11 protein-coding genes are annotated in these 16,156 nt (G+C 29.3%); 2 read left to right on the top strand and 9 right to left on the bottom strand.

The features are described 5' to 3' along the window. The first annotated feature begins 121 nt into the window (after nt 1-121). Nucleotides 122-2,353, top strand: a complete 2,232-nt coding sequence (gene pflB / locus KGF50_RS15090; RefSeq protein WP_227848825.1) for a formate C-acetyltransferase — start codon at nt 122-124, stop codon at nt 2,351-2,353. Between the two features lie 159 nt (nt 2,354-2,512). Next, entirely contained in the window at nt 2,513-3,247 is a 735-nt protein-coding gene (gene pflA / locus KGF50_RS15085) for a pyruvate formate-lyase-activating protein (RefSeq protein WP_227848824.1), read from the top strand. A 102-nt stretch (nt 3,248-3,349) separates the two neighbouring features. On the opposite strand, the gene KGF50_RS15080 is transcribed toward pflA, so the two are convergent. The 9 genes from KGF50_RS15080 to KGF50_RS15035 form a co-directional block, all read right to left on the bottom strand. Then, nucleotides 3,350-5,020, bottom strand: a complete 1,671-nt coding sequence (locus KGF50_RS15080) for a GGDEF and EAL domain-containing protein (protein ID WP_227848823.1) — start codon at nt 5,018-5,020, stop codon at nt 3,350-3,352. Nucleotides 5,021-5,146: 126 nt separating this feature from the next. Continuing rightward, entirely contained in the window at nt 5,147-7,768 is a 2,622-nt protein-coding gene (locus KGF50_RS15075) for a cell wall-binding repeat-containing protein (RefSeq protein ID WP_227848822.1), read from the bottom strand. 184 nt (nt 7,769-7,952) lie between these two features. After that, complete coding sequence (locus tag KGF50_RS15070; RefSeq protein ID WP_227848821.1) at nt 7,953-9,656, bottom strand: InlB B-repeat-containing protein; 1,704 nt, start codon at nt 9,654-9,656, stop codon at nt 7,953-7,955. Between the two features lie 890 nt (nt 9,657-10,546). Further along, a complete protein-coding gene (locus KGF50_RS15065) occupies nt 10,547-11,365 on the bottom strand; it encodes a hypothetical protein (protein WP_227848820.1) in 819 nt (272 codons plus the stop codon). A 25-nt stretch (nt 11,366-11,390) separates the two neighbouring features. Then, the gene (locus KGF50_RS15060) at nt 11,391-12,029 is read right to left on the bottom strand and encodes a nitroreductase (RefSeq protein WP_227848819.1); all 639 of its coding nucleotides are present in this window, start codon (nt 12,027-12,029) and stop codon (nt 11,391-11,393) included. A 253-nt stretch (nt 12,030-12,282) separates the two neighbouring features. Next, nucleotides 12,283-13,092 (bottom strand): prepilin-type N-terminal cleavage/methylation domain-containing protein, encoded by an 810-nt coding sequence (locus KGF50_RS22475; RefSeq protein ID WP_285894669.1) that lies wholly within the window; start codon nt 13,090-13,092, stop codon nt 12,283-12,285. Between the two features lie 46 nt (nt 13,093-13,138). After that, on the bottom strand, nt 13,139-13,513 hold the full coding sequence (gene crcB, locus KGF50_RS15045; RefSeq protein ID WP_227848818.1) for a fluoride efflux transporter CrcB: 375 nt from the start codon (nt 13,511-13,513) through the stop codon (nt 13,139-13,141). A gap of 38 nt (nt 13,514-13,551) precedes the next feature. After that, on the bottom strand, nt 13,552-14,727 hold the full coding sequence (gene thiI / locus KGF50_RS15040; protein WP_227848817.1) for a tRNA uracil 4-sulfurtransferase ThiI: 1,176 nt from the start codon (nt 14,725-14,727) through the stop codon (nt 13,552-13,554). A 45-nt stretch (nt 14,728-14,772) separates the two neighbouring features. Continuing rightward, nucleotides 14,773-15,924: a cysteine desulfurase family protein gene (locus KGF50_RS15035; protein ID WP_227848816.1), complete on the bottom strand. Its 1,152-nt coding sequence runs from the start codon at nt 15,922-15,924 to the stop codon at nt 14,773-14,775. Nucleotides 15,925-16,156: the final 232 nt, after the last annotated feature.

Here is a 16,156-nt window from a genome sequence, read left to right as displayed (position 1 = left end):
ATAATATGTTATTATTATATTAGAAAATATATTTTTTAAAAAATATATAAAATAAATTAAGTATATAAAAATTAATTTTAATAACATTATTTATCATTTAAATCTAAGGAGGAAATACTTAATGAATGCATGGCAAGGATTTAAAACAGGAAGATGGACTAAAGAAGTAAATGTCAGAGAGTTTATACAATTAAACTATTCTCCATATGAAGGAAATGACTCTTTCTTAGCTGGTGCTACTGAAAACACTAAAAAATTATGGGACAAAGCAATGGTCTTATTTAAAAAAGAAAGAGAAAATGGTGGTACTTTAGATGTAGATACAAAAACTATTTCTGGAATAGCTGCATATGCTCCAGGATATTTAGATAAAGTATTAGAAACAATAGTTGGATTACAAACGGATGCCCCTTTAAAAAGAGCAGTTATGCCATATGGTGGTATAAAAATGGTTGAAAATTCATGCGAGGCTTTTGGATATGAATTAGACCCTGAAATAAAAGAAATATTTACTAAATATAGAAAAACACATAATCAAGGAGTTTTTGATGCCTATACTCCAGAAATGAGAGCTGCTAGAAAATCTGGTATAATAACAGGTCTTCCAGATGCTTATGGTAGAGGTAGAATAATAGGCGACTATAGAAGAGTTGCTTTATATGGTGTTGATGCCTTAATAGAAGATAAAATCGAACAAAAGAAATCATTAGAAGTTTCTTGTATGGATGAAGAAGTTATAAGACTAAGAGAAGAAATAACTGAACAAATATCAGCTTTAAATGAACTTAAAAAGATGGCTGAATCTTATGGATTTGATATATCAAAACCAGCAACTAATTCAAAAGAAGCTGTACAATGGTTATACTTTGGTTATTTAGCTGCTGTTAAAGACCAAAATGGTGCTGCAATGTCTTTAGGTAGAACATCTACTTTCCTAGATATATACTTTGAAAGAGATTTAAAAGCTGGAACAGTAACAGAAGAAGAATTACAAGAATATATGGACCATTTTGTTATGAAATTAAGAATGGTTAAATTCTTAAGAACTCCTGATTACAACAATTTATTCTCTGGAGACCCAACTTGGGTAACTGAGTGTATAGGAGGTATGGGAGTAGATGGTAGAACATTAGTTACTAAAAACTCATTTAGAATGCTAAATACTCTATATACATTAGGACCATCACCAGAACCAAACTTAACAGTTTTATGGTCAACTAGATTACCTCAAGGATTCAAAGATTTCTGTTCTAAAGTATCTATAGATACAAGTTCAGTTCAATATGAAAATGATGATTTAATGAGATCATACTGGGGAGACGATTACGGTATAGCTTGTTGTGTATCTGCAATGAAAATAGGTAAACAAATGCAGTTCTTCGGAGCTAGAGTTAACTTAGCAAAAACTTTATTATATGCTATAAATGGTGGTATTGATGAAAAATCTGGTGCTCAAGTTGGACCAAGATTTGAGCCTATAACTTCTGAGTATTTAGACTTTGATGAAGTTATGAATAAATTTGAACCATTTACTGATTGGTTAGCAAACTTATATGTAAATACTTTAAATGTAATACACTATATGCATGATAAATACTCTTATGAAGCATTAGAAATGGCATTACATGATAGAGATATATTTAGAACTATGGCTTGTGGTATGGCTGGATTATCAGTTTGTGCGGATTCATTATCTGCTATAAAACATGCTAAAGTTAAGACTATCAGAAATGAACAAGGAATAGCTGTTGATTTCGAAATAGAAGGAGATTATCCAAAATACGGAAACAACGATGATAGAGTTGATAGTATAGCTGTAGAGCTAGTTGAAAGCTTCATGAATAAGATAAGAAAGAATAAAACTTATAGAAATTCTTATCCTACTCAATCTATACTTACAATAACTTCAAATGTTGTTTATGGTAAGAAAACTGGTAATACACCAGATGGTAGAAGAGCTGGTGCTCCATTTGCTCCTGGTGCAAACCCAATGCATGGTAGAGATACTAATGGTGCTTTAGCTTCATTATCTTCAGTTGCTAAATTACCATATGAGCATGCTCAAGATGGTATATCTAATACTTTCTCTATAGTACCTGGTGCTTTAGGAAAAGATATGACTGAAAGAATAAATAATCTTTCTGCAATGATGGATGGTTACTTTGCTCAAAATGCTCATCACTTAAATGTTAATGTATTTGATAGAGCTACTTTAGAAGATGCTATGGAACATCCAGAAGAATATCCACAATTAACTATAAGAGTTTCTGGATATGCAGTTAACTTCATAAAATTAACTAAAGAACAACAATTAGATGTTATAAACAGAACATTCCACGGTAAAATGGCTTAGTCTTTAAATTTTTATACTTTAGCTAAGATTACTACTGTGTAGAAAATAAAAATAAATGGCTATCTTATATTTGGATTATTTCTGGTATAAGATGGCCTTTTTTAGAGAAATATTATAACTATTAATAAAGTTATCAAAATATATTGTGAGGTGAACTCTATGATTAAGGGAAAAGTACACTCTATAGAAACATTTGGTACTGTAGATGGCCCAGGAATAAGATACATACTATTCTTTCAAGGATGTCCTCTTAGATGCAAATATTGTCATAATAGAGATACATGGGATATCAAATCTGGAAAAGAATATACAGTTGATGAAATAATAACTGATGCTCTTAAGTATACTTCTTTTATGAAGTTTTCTGGTGGAGGTATTACTGCTTCTGGTGGCGAGTCTACTCTTCAACCAGAGTTTTTAAGTGAACTATTTAAAAAAGCTAAAGAAAATAATATACACACTTGTCTAGATACATCTGGATTTGTAGATATAGAAACTATAGACTCAGTTTTAGATAATACTGATTTAGTTTTACTTGATTTAAAACATATGGTTGAAGAAAAATCTATTGATTTGACTGGTGTGGGTATGGATAAAGCTTTAAAACTTGCTAAGCACTTAGAATCAAGAAATATTCCAGTATGGATAAGACATGTTTTAGTTCCTGGGATTACTGATGATATAGATAACTTAGAAAGATTAGGTAAATTCGTTGCTACATTAAAAAATGTCGAGAGATTCGAACTATTACCATATCATTCTATGGGAATACACAAATGGGAAAATTTAGGATTCGATTATGAGCTAAAAGATGTTCCTGATGCTACCAAAGAAGATATTAAAAAAGCTAGTGAAATAATATCTAAGTTTGGCGCAAAAGTATATAATAGCTAATACTTCTTGAGATTAATAGAAATCATAATAAAATAAGGTAAAATATAAGATTTAAAAAACCTTATATTTTACCTTATTTTTAATATACTTTATCTACACTCATCAATTTGATAATTGAAGTCTATAAAACTCAGATGCACTTACAGGTCTACCAAATAAAAAACCTTGAATAATATCTACACCTAAACTCTTCACTATATTGTATTCTTCATAAGACTCAATACCTTCAACACAAACTTTTAGATTGATAATATGAGCTAATTTAATAATATATTCTAGGAAGGTATGTTCATAACTATTATATGTAATATTCTTAACAAAACTTCTTTCAATCTTTATTATATTGACAGATAACTCTTTAAGATAATTTAAAGATGAATATCCAGTGCCAAAATCATCAATTGCAATATGTACTCCAATACTTTTTAAACTAATAAACTTATCATTCAATAAGTTTATATCTGGTATCCAACAATTCTCTGTTAATTCTAAAATCAAAAATTCAGGTCTTAATTGATGTTCTACCAAACATTCTATTATAAAATCTCTAAAAAAATCCTCTTTTAATTGAATATACGATACATTTACAGATATCTTGAAATCTGGATTTACTTTATGCCATTCTTTACACTGTTTTACAGCCTTTTCTATAATCCATTTTCCTACTGGTATAATTAGGTTACTTTGTTCTAATATTGGTATAAATTCAACAGGAGATACTTCTCCATAAGTATTTGAATGCCACCTCAAAAGTGCCTCTGCTCCTATGACGTTTTTGGTAAATGCATCTACCTGTGGCTGGAAAAATAACTCAAGGTCATTAAAATCATTTTCAATACACTCTCTCAACTTCTGTTGCATTGAAATTACTTTTAACTTATTTTCATAGAGTTCTTTTGAAAAAAACTTCATTCTATTTTTACCACCCATTTTTGCGATATCTAACGCGATGTCAGCATGTTTAAATAAGTCTAAATAATTGTCTCCATCTTCTGGATACATAGCAACCCCCGCAGTTACTGTACAATAATATTTATTTGACTCAATTTCATGCTGAGTATTCGTATACAATTGTATTTTTTCATATAAATTCTCTATAGTTTCTTTATTACACATAGGGTAAAAAAATGCAAATTCGTCTCCATCTAATCTGTACAATCTAACATCCTTAGGTAAATATTCTAAAACTTCTGTAGCAATTGCACGCAAAACTTTATCACCATAAGAGTGCCCATACTTTTCATTTATATTTTTAAAATTATCAATATCCATGATGAACATAGCTCCATTTGTATAGATTTTCTCTTTTATAATACAATTCATTCTATATTCAAATTGTTCTCTATTCCATGTTCCTGTGATAGCATCAAATTTATTCTTTTCACCTATGTTCTTTATTCTACCAACCATAATTATAGTTTTTTTGTCATCTGACACATAAGCTTTACCTCTACAAGAAATCCACACTATCTCTTCATATTTATTTATTAATCTATATTCTAAATTGTGTTCATCCTTTTCTCCATTTAGTACAGCTTGTATATCGTCTTTCCATACTTGAACATCCTCTGGATAAATAATTTTACTCCAGCAATTAATTACATCGTACTCTATATCTTTACTTAAGTTAAATTCATCAAAAACGGCTGAAGATATTTTAAAATTATTCTTATTTATATCCCAAAAAAATATATAATCTTCTGTATTTTGAGATAAAAGTTCAAAGAAAATTTCTATTTGATTTAAATCTAAAGAGTTTAGTTCTTCTCTCATCTTTTCCCCCTACAGTATAAATAATATAGCAAGCTTATAACCCTACTTAATAATAAATTTTTTTAAGTAGGGTTATGTTTTTCTGTTGGTGTAGTTTATCAATAAAATATTATTATCTAGATTGTCCTATTTTACTAGTCCTTTTACCTCGTTAAACGCATTTTCATTTCCATTTCCTCCTACTTTAGTTATCTTATCAAATTTTTTACTTTTAACTAAAGTTTTTTGAGGTTCATCAAGTGACTTTCCTACCAGCATTACTGGTGACTTATTTTTACCTGCCAGAACACCTACTGATAAAGCATCTATTAAGTCATTTTCTCTTAGAGTTCCATTCTTTGTTATGTAAAGATTTCTTAATTCTTTGTCTCTATAAAATTCTTCTATCACTTTCGTATTTGTTTTGTTTCTGTCTTCTCCACCTAATCTTTTAGGACTTGGAAATTGCTTTTCTATATATTTTGGTAAAGAAGTTTCTCCTCCTATTATATAAGATGTAGTTATTTCTTCCTTATCTATAAATTCTCTAATAGGTTTCATGTCATTTTTAAAATTTGTAAGAATTATAGGCGTCTTGTTTTGTGCTGAAATACCACTAACACTTATTGCATCTGCTAATCCAGTTTGACCATTTGCTACAGATATTTTTTCTACATCTATTATTTTATCTATCTCTTTAGCAAGTTCTAGGGAAGTTGAGTACCTATCTATTCCCCCTATTCTTATAGGAGTAAATCCTTTTGCTTTTATTTCTTTTTCTAAATCATAAGTTAATGTATTTTTTCCGCCTATTATGTAAATATTTTTTGCTTTCAATCTTTTTATCTCTGCTTCTGTATTTATATTTAATTTATCTTTTTCAGTTAATAAAATAGGTGCATTTTTAGTGGCTGAAAACGGAGTTGCTGATAAAGCATCTGGTATTGATGTACTATTTACTAGTATAACATTTTCAGCTGATTCAAAACCTCTTTTACTTATTTTTATAGCAGTTTCGTATCTATCATCACCTGTTAAATTTTCTTCTGATGGGCTAGTTGTATTACTGGATGAACCTCCACTACTTCCTCCACTGTTTCCACCCGAATTATTATTTCCGCCTGAATTATTATCTCCACCTGAATTATCAGGTATCCTTTCCCATTGTGCATAAAGTACTATATTATCATCAACATTAATTATATCACTTCCATCACCTTTATATGGAGTTCCACTACCATCTGGTTTTGTATTCCATCCAGTAAATCTGTATCCTTCTTTTGTAAGATTTCCTGGGTTAGCTTTTACACTTGTATTTGTATTCCCATCATGCAATTCATCCTCAGGTACATCTCCTTGTCCACCATTATTTTCATATTTGACTCTGTATTTATCTGTCCAAAATGCATAAAGAGTTGTATTTACATCCTTTATGCTAAATTTTTCTCCTGCTTTATACCTACTGCCTGTATCATCTGCTTTTGTACTCCAATAAAAAGTTCCTCCTCTACCAGAAGGTGCCACTAAACCATTATCCCCAAGTACAGTAACTTCATCTCCTTTTCCATATATACTATTATCTATTGGTGCTGTACCTGTACTTCCATTTTTATCATATGTTACTCTACATTCCTCTTTCCACTGTGCAAACAAAGTTGTATTTTTTGTAAGGTTAAATTTGTCACCATCTCTGTATGAAGTTCCTTCACCATTATTTTTTGTATTCCATCCCATAAATATTGCTCCAGCTTTAGATGGTATCTGATTTGTAACAGTTACTTCTTCACCTTTTTTATGTTTTTCTTCTGATATACTCCCATTTCCTCCATTTAAGTTATATTCTAGTTTATATCCCCATTGTGCATATATTGTATCTCCTGCAATATTTGGCGGAATAGGGTCTCCTTCTTTGAAAGATGTACCACTTCCATCTTCTTCTGTATTCCATCCTATAAATTCTTCATCACCATTGATAAGTCCACCTGGACCTGGGAATTTATCAGCCTCTCCTGGCTTTGGTAAGTCTGGCAGTGTACCTGAGCCTCCATTACCATCAAGTTGCAAATCATACTCCCATTGTGCATAAAGATTTATGTTAAGGTCATTAAACTTGCTTAAATTAACACTAAAAGTTGAATTTAATTCATATGATTTTCCTGTCCCATCAGCTTTTGTATTCCATCTGGTAAGTTTATAATTTATTTTTTTAAGATTACCTTCATTCCCTTTAATTGATAACACTTCAGTTTCATTATACCTTTTTGAATCCAATGGTACATTACCTGAAGTGTTCCCATTCCCGTAGTAATTCACTTGTAAAAAGTTTGGGAACCAAACAGCATACAAAGTTATATCATTTGTAATGTCTGTTGCACCTATAATTATCCCCTCTCCATATGGACTAGTACCACTAGCTAGGTGATCCCTTGAAATACTCCAACCTCCAGTATGGTAATTTTGTTTTGTAAGATTTCTATTTACTGCTAACATAGAGTCCCAATCATCAATATCATATACTTGTGGACCTCTTATTATTGCTCCAGGTTCAAGAGATCCAGAAGAATAATCTGCTTCGTTTATTGTTCCACCAGTAGCTCCATTTTCGTCATAAGTTATTGTAATATTATGTACTCTTCTCAAAGTTTTATTATAAATTGACTTATTAAGCATCTTACTTAAATCACTCTCAGCAAAAACGCTTGAATAGTTTAGAGGAATTATAGCAATTGCAAGCATACATGTTGTTAATTTTTTTAAATTTTTATTCATTAAGTACCTCCTCTTCATTCTTATAAAAATCTAATATTTTTTACTAGATAATAAAAATTTATTAAACTAAAGAAATACTGATAAAATATATATCAGTATTTCTTGTAACTATTAATTCCTTCTTATTATCTAAATCTTAATCATATTAAAGTAAGATTATAAATTATAATGTTAATTTATAGCATTAATTTTTTTGCCAAACAGCATATAAGATGATGTTATTTTCTTCCATGGTAATTGTTCCAGATACAATTGTTGATGCATCGTTTTTAACTGTACTCCAACCTACAAATGTATAAGTGTCAGCAGTAAGACCACCAGTATTTCCTAAAACAGTTACAGTATCTCCTTTTTTGTATCTTGTTGAATCATATGGAACTGAGCCAGAAAATGCTACTCCTGAAGGGAAATTTGAGTTATAAGCTACTCTGTAAGTTTTCTCAGCTACAGTAAAATAAATTGTATTTGGATTAATTCCAGAAGAATTAAGTGTAACTGTTTGAGATTGACTTGCTGGATCTAATTTATATCCAGCAGGAACCTTTGTAGAATCTGGAGTTATTGTATGGTTTCCAAGTACAGCATTAACAATCTCTGTGTATGTATCTCCAACTATATTACCATCTTTATCTTTAAAACCAATTGTTAAAGTACGTTCTGCTTCTGAAGGCATCTTACTTACTGTAAAGTAAACTGTATCTGGCACAAGACCACTTGTACTAAGATTTACCATTTCAAATTGGTTATCTGGATTAAGTACATATCCATTTGGTACTTTTGTAGAATCAGATTCCACTCTATGATTTCCATATTCAGCTGGTAGTGTAACTGTATATGGGTCTCCAATTATTGCTCCACTATCTTTATCTTTAAGGTTAACTGTAACTATACGATTTACAAGTGGAATATCAGGACTTACTGTAAAGTAAACAACACTCTTGTCAAGCCCTGTTGGTTGTAAATTAACAGTCTGAGTTTGATTAGAAGGATCAAGCTTATAACCATTAGGAACTTTTGATGTGTTTGGTGTTACATCATGTGATCCTAGTATATCTGGAATTTCTTCTATATAAGTACTTCCAACATTATTTCCATCTTTATCCTTAAATCCAACTATAAGAACACGATTTTCTTCTGGCACTCCAGCCTTATCAGGAATGACTGTAAAATCAACTTCATTTGGATTAACTCCATTTTGAGCAAGATTTACCACTTTAGATTGACTTGTAGGATCTAGTTTATATCCAGAAGGAATTTGTGTAGCATCAGGTGTAACAGTGCTATTTCCATATCTAGCTGGAACTTGAGTTGTGTATGACCCAACTATAGCTCCTGTCTCTTTATTTTTATAATTGACCTTAATAGAAAGTTTTGCATTTGAAATTTCAGTGGATGCATATGATGTTCTTGTAGCATTTCCATTCCCTGTATTAGGTGATGTATAACTCCAATTTATGCCAGACATATCTCGATTTGTCACAAAAGAATAAATTCCTGTCATTTGACTTCCTGTTATACCTGCGGATGGTATCCCATTAGGGAATCCATAACTTGTTCCATAAATAGTTGAAACTTTTTCCCCATTAACTTGTAATACCCATCCTTCTTGAGAACCTCCCTTTGGGTCAGTTCCCCATACATACCTTACGTTTACTGAATTTCCACCACATGGAACAAATAATGTAAAAAATGTTACATATCCACTTCCCATATTTGCACGAAAACTTACCTGATATTTTCCATTAATATCATATTTTCGACCTATGTTTTGTGGTGCTACATCATTAACTTTATCTGGTAAAGTCTGTGCATGTGATGGTATTACTAAACCAGTAGCTAAAACTAGCATTGAAACAAATGATGTTAACTTTCTTAATCTGTGTTTCATATAAAAATCCCCCTATAATATTTTTTTATTTCAAATAGATTTTCCATACTTTATTTTGTATTATTTTAAAATATTTATCTGCATTTTGGATAATCTATTGTGAAATCTAACTTGAAAATAAAATTTTTATAGTTCATTTAATATTTATTTAAAACTTCTTTTATTATCTTATAATCAAATGTAATATATATTCGAAATTTATATGAGGACAGTAATATCCTTTAGAATGCTAGATGTTTTACTGTTATAGAATAAAAGTGTATAAATTTAGAGGCATGATACTGATTTTATAATATCCACAGTAAATATATCTTCTTGAGCATTATTTCTTTTACAAGAATTATTAAAAATCTGATTGTAATGTGAAATTATAATATTAATAATTTTTTTATTTCAATTATCGTTTTCATAGTTTCCATTTGTTATAAAATGGTTCTTTTTTATAACTAAACAGTCATGAAAATATTATGAAAATATACCTATCTAAAGTAAATAAAAAACATTTCACTTCTAAATAAATATCCATACATAAAAAACAAAGAAAATATTTATAAATTTGATTATTAAAATAGATATTTTGAGAAAAAAATACATATTTTATAAAAATATACATTAGTTTCAACAATATAGTAACTTTTTTATAACTAAGGGTTACTTTTTTATTTATCTTTTCTAATTATACCATTATTTTTTATATTATTCAATATTTTGACATTTATTCCAATATATTGAATTTTTTTCATTTTGTTAGCTTCATAATTTGTATTTAAACTAATAAATTTATTTTTTATTTTGTTAAATTCAATAATTTTTTCTATTTTATAAAAATGAATCAATAAAAAACAAAAATACATGCTTATACTTTATGATACAAATGAAAATATATCTATCTAAATAACAGTATTAATTCTCTTATTGAGTTCTATTAATTCTTCAGCGATGCCTGATTCTGTATATATTTGATTTTCACTATTAATCTTTTTCTCAATACTATTATTAGAAATGAACTCTTTATACTTGTCATCTAAATCACTTGATGTAACTATATTTTCTTCAATAACACCGTCTATGTACTCCTGTTTATCTTTAAAAACTTTTTCTTCTTTACTATTTTCTTTTTCTTTAACTTCTTCTAGCTTTTTATTATCTTCTTTGATTTTATCTATACTAGCAGATATCTGTTCTCCAAAAGACGCATTAACCCTACTTAATCCATTACTTAAATTACTACTCTCAAGTAAATCAGATTCTGTGGGTGAAGAATCACCCATTTCCATATTCTTAGCACGAATATCATCAGATAAACTAATTCTCATTCTATTAGTTTTAGAAATATTCTTCATATCACAGTCAGATGATACTAAAATCTCTGTAGTGCAATAAGTTAATCCCTTCGCATAATTATATTTATCTTGGGTACTTTCTTGCTTAATATAATCTTGTTTAGATTCTTTTTTAAGTATCTCTCCTTTAGTTAATTGACCTGCATATTCTTGTTTTTGTTTTTTTAAATCATTAATTTGTTCTTGCAATACTTCAATTTTCATATTTTTTATCTTAGAATCTATATTTTTATCAGTTCTCAAATCTGCAATTAAACTTTCTAGCTTCTGTATTTGCTTATCAAAGCTTTCTAACTTGTCACTACTTTCATTATTGTAATTACTCTGATTTACACGTGTACTTCTTGTATTAATAGATATAGACATTATAACTACTCCCTTCTCAAATATTCTAAACTCTAGAGACTTTATAAACTACACTTCTAGCTTGTGGTAAATTCCCATCTGGAATGCCAACAGCGATACCAAATGGTACACAATACCCTTCTGGTATATTTAATAATTCTCTATATTTTTTATTTGTATCAAACTTCATTGTTATCGATTCTGATTCTTTTACATCATCTTTATCTAGAACACTCACAAGACCCACAATGTCACCTTGTTCAACAGGTGTAAATAGTCCCCTAACCATTCCTATTATACAGCTCCCAAGTCCTAAAGCTTGTGCTGCTGTTGTTATATTCCCTGTAAGTATTCCCACATCATATGGAGCCCATGAACTCTCTTCATCATAAGAAATAAATAAAACAGTTGGTGCACCATAAAATAATTTAAAATTTTTATTTATTTCAACATTACTAACTTCATGAATTCTAGAAAGAGTATCATCACTAATATCTTTTAAAAGTTTTTGCTCTTGTACAACAGTTATGTGCCAGGGCTGTTTATTACACCCTGAAGGTGCTGCAAATGCGCAATGTAACAATGTATCTAATTGTTCATCTGTAATTTGTTCTGTTGTAAACTTTCGTATACTTCTACGCTCTTGTATCAAGTTTATTGTTTGATTGTTTTGTAAATTATTCATTATATCTATTCTCCTTTTTATGTATTTATTGTCTTAAATACCAAATCTTTAGAAAATTAATTTTACAATTAAGTTTCTTTATATTCTTATTATAATTATTTTTAGTTTACATGTGAAGCTTTTATAATATCAAAACATTAATATATCTACTCTACAAATAAACTTAAATGAAAAACTGGTATTACTCAACTATAGAAAATATCATTTTTCTATAGAATGATTAATACCAGTAAAATTGATAAAATATACTATATTAATTTAAAGGACCCCAACCAGTTTTGGTATGAATCTCTGTTTTTACAGATTTAGTCTTACCATCAGCTGAATCAACATCCCATGACCTACCTGCAACAGAAATACCATTGTTACCTTTATACCATCTACCTTCATCGTAATCGTAAACTAAAGATGTATACCAATTACCTCCAGTCTTATCATTTGCAAATACAACTACAGTTGCATCAGATTTAGTAGGATTATACGCATATGGTTGTATATACAATGTATCATTACTTAAATTATATTTTTTCTTAAACTCATCTGGAATTGTAGGCCAGCCATTTTTATATTTATTCGCTAGTAAATATCTTCTAAAATCATCATTACCTTTTGAAGGCCCTGGTATTACAGAAGGGTCTACTGCAAATGATGCAATTAAATCTTTCATACTTTGATGTACATCCCTAGCCATCTCAACACCATCTGGATGTTCTGTACAAGTAACATAAACTCTTGCAATACTTTCTTCTCCAGTTATTCCATCATAACCATCGTCAAACTCTGCTGAATATGTTCCACCTGACTTACACTTTGGCTCTGTTTCAAAATACTTACCATCTGTATTTTTTAATACCTCTTTTATAACCTCTTTTTTATCTTTACTAGGTTCCTCAGCCGCAGCAATAACAATTTGAGTCTTTATGTTTTCTCTATTAGAAAGACATGTTACTGCTTTACTTTTTTCTATATTTTTAAAAAGTGCTGGTAGTGCAACTATAACCAAGATTCCTATTATAGATATAACTACCAATAATTCAATTAGTGTAAAACCCTTTTTATTCATAATAATCATTCCCATTAAATAAAATTATAGTATTTACTTTAATCTGCTATACAGTAATAAAGTGTCTACATAAAGCCCTTCCAACAAAAACTCCCAAAATACTTAATGTCAAATTTAAAAATATGTTTAGTCCAAATAATATATAATTCCCACTATCAAAAAACTTTACAGTTTCGAAGCTAAATGTAGAAAATGTAGTTAGTCCTCCCATTAAACCAGTTGTCAAAAACAATTTCAAATTATTAGAAATAGAATCTGTCCTTATACTCATTTCCATCACAAAACCAATTAAAATTCCACCCATAATATTGACCACTAAAGTACCAAATGGAAACTTAGTTCCTACAAACTTTAGAGATATTAAATATCTTAATATAGCTCCCAAAAATCCACCAATACCAACATATAATACTTGAATCACATACAACACCTACCCCAAATAACTAAATCACTTCCATATTAAAATTCTATGTCTTCAACCTCTATTCCGTCAATTGCATCCTGTACTAATTTTTCAATATCAAGTGACAGCTCAGATTTTTCTATTTTTTCTAGTCTAGGCTTAGTGACAGGTTTTCTAGGAGAAAATACACTACAGCAATCTTCTTCAGGTATTATAGATGTTTCAAAAGTCCCTATTTTCTTAGCTATATCAACTATGTCTGACTTGTCCATAGCTATAAGTGGTCTAAATACTGGTAAATTTACAACCGCATTAGTACAAGTAAGCCCTTGTATAGTTTGAGATGCCACTTGACCAATACTTTCACCTGTAATCAAAGCATCGCAATGTCTTTTTTCAGAAAGTCTTTGTGCTATTCTCATCATAAATCTTCTTGAAAGAATAGTAGCTTCTTCTTCATTACAATTCTCACCAATTGCTTTTTGTATCTCTAGTATATTTACTTTGTGAAGTCTTACTCTACCACAATACTTTGCTAATATCTTAGCTAAATCCTTAACTTTTTCTTGTGACCTTTCACTTGTGAATGGATAACTGTGGAAATGTACTGCTTCTACTTCCATACCTCTTTTTGCAACCATCCATGTTGCTACTGGACTATCTATACCACCTGACAAAAGAGACATTGCTCTACCATTAGTTCCAAGTGGTAAACCACCATATCCAGGTATAGTATCACTATAAACCATAGTATGAAATTCTCTGTATTCACATTTTATTTTAACTTCTGGATTTCTTACATCAACATCAATTCTGTCTCCTACCTTTGATAGTAAGTACCCACCTATATCCATACTCATTTCTTGAGAAGTTAATCTAAAAGACTTATCTCCTCTTCTCGACTCTACCTTAAAAGTTTTATATCCAGCATCTATTTTTTCTTCTAACATCTTTAAAGCTATTTCTTTTAATGTATCATAATCTTTTTTAGCTCTTACTCCCGGACATACGCCTACTATACCAAATACTTTTCTAACTTCTTCAATTACTTCTTCATAATCATAATCTTCTAAATCAATATATATTCTTCCATATTCTTTATATACGTTAAATTTGCCAATTGGCTTTAACATATTTCTTATATTTCTTATAAGTCTATTCTCAAATATATATCTATTTTTTCCTTTTACTCCAATTTCTCCATACTTTACTATTAATATATTATACACCATTTCACCTCTTAAACTACTTTCTTATTATTATTTATACAGTATTCTTTATTTCTTTCTCATTATTGACCTTAAGTCACAAATTGATTCTTTTAATACTTTTACAACTTCAGATATCTCATCTTCTGTATTCATATCAGATAGACTAAACCTTATTGTTCCATTGATTTCTTCACTTGTAAGACCTATAGCATTTAAAACATGACTACCTTTTTTCTTAGAAGAGCATGCAGAACCAGTTGACACATAAATTCCTTTTTGCTCTAGGTAATGAAGTAAAACTTCTCCTTTTGTACCTATAAATGATACATTTAATATATGACATACACCATCTTCTGGAGAATTAATTTTTATATCTTCTATATTATCAACTATTTTATTTCTAAATATATTTTTTAAGTTATTTATCTTCAAAATAACATCATCTAAATCTCTACTTAATATACTTACAGCTTCTCCAAGCCCATATATTCCAGGTACATTTTCTGTTCCAGACCTAATTCCAATTTCTTGTCCTCCTCCTGTTAACATAGGCTTTAAACGATTATTTTCCTTGATATACATAAATCCAATTCCTTTTGGACCATGAAATTTATGTGCACTTACACTCATAAAATCTATATTGTATTTAGATGGTCTAAAGTTTATTTTCCCATATGATTGAATAGCATCTACATGGAAATATATCTTCTCCTTTAAAGACTTCAGATATTTTCCAACTTCATCTATTGGCTGTATAGTTCCTATTTCATTGTTAACATGCATCATACTCACTAAACATGTAGTTGATTTTATAGCATTTTTCAAATCTTCTATATTTATCTTTCCATCTTTTCCGACCTCTAAGTAAGTTACTTCGAATCCATCTTCTTCTAAATCTTTTAATGTGTTTAAAACAGAAGGATGTTCTATATTTGTAGATATTATATGATTTCTTCTCTTCTTATTTAGATTGGCAATACCCCTTATTATAGTATTATTACATTCTGTACCACCTGATGTAAAATAAATCTCTTTATCTTTCGCTCCTAGAGATTTCGCTACAATCTGTCTTACTTCTTTTATACCTTTTTCAACTTCCACACCTTTTCTATGAGCAGAAGAAGGATTTCCATAATCCGTACTAAGTGCATATACCATTTTATCTATAACTTCTGGATAAGGTTTTGTAGTTGCACTATTATCTAAGTATATTTCCAACTTTATTACACCTGCCTTTATTTAAAATCTTCAACTCTAATTATTATACCATTAATTATAGTTTTTTTTTGTTAATCTTTATTAAAAAGATAATCTTAAGTTTATAGAATCTTCCTTCATAAAAATCTAGTTTTTTCACTTAACTGCAAAATTTTATGTTAAAATATAATATATTTATACTATACCCTACAAAAATACGTGATAACATACAATATATGATAAAATAATATAT

The sequence above is a fragment of the Clostridioides sp. ZZV15-6598 genome, assembly GCF_020657705.1.
Taxonomy (GTDB): domain Bacteria; phylum Bacillota; class Clostridia; order Peptostreptococcales; family Peptostreptococcaceae; genus Clostridioides; species Clostridioides difficile_F.
The sequence above is the reverse complement of the archived record's forward strand: the minus strand, read 5'-3'. Positions and strand labels throughout refer to the sequence as shown.

Bases quoted from the DNA above. Each gene is read 5' to 3' on its own strand.
- pflB (WP_227848825.1), top strand. From the start codon at position 122: ATGAATGCATGGCAAGGATTTAAAACAGGAAGATGGACTAAAGAAGTA.
- pflA (WP_227848824.1), top strand. From the start codon at position 2,513: ATGATTAAGGGAAAAGTACACTCTATAGAAACATTTGGTACTGTAGAT.
- KGF50_RS15080 (WP_227848823.1), bottom strand. From the start codon at position 5,020: ATGAGAGAAGAACTAAACTCTTTAGATTTAAATCAAATAGAAATTTTC.
- KGF50_RS15075 (WP_227848822.1), bottom strand. From the start codon at position 7,768: ATGAATAAAAATTTAAAAAAATTAACAACATGTATGCTTGCAATTGCT.
- KGF50_RS15070 (WP_227848821.1), bottom strand. From the start codon at position 9,656: ATGAAACACAGATTAAGAAAGTTAACATCATTTGTTTCAATGCTAGTT.
- KGF50_RS15065 (WP_227848820.1), bottom strand. From the start codon at position 11,365: ATGTCTATATCTATTAATACAAGAAGTACACGTGTAAATCAGAGTAAT.
- KGF50_RS15060 (WP_227848819.1), bottom strand. From the start codon at position 12,029: ATGAATAATTTACAAAACAATCAAACAATAAACTTGATACAAGAGCGT.
- KGF50_RS22475 (WP_285894669.1), bottom strand. From the start codon at position 13,092: ATGAATAAAAAGGGTTTTACACTAATTGAATTATTGGTAGTTATATCT.
- thiI (WP_227848817.1), bottom strand. From the start codon at position 14,727: ATGGTGTATAATATATTAATAGTAAAGTATGGAGAAATTGGAGTAAAA.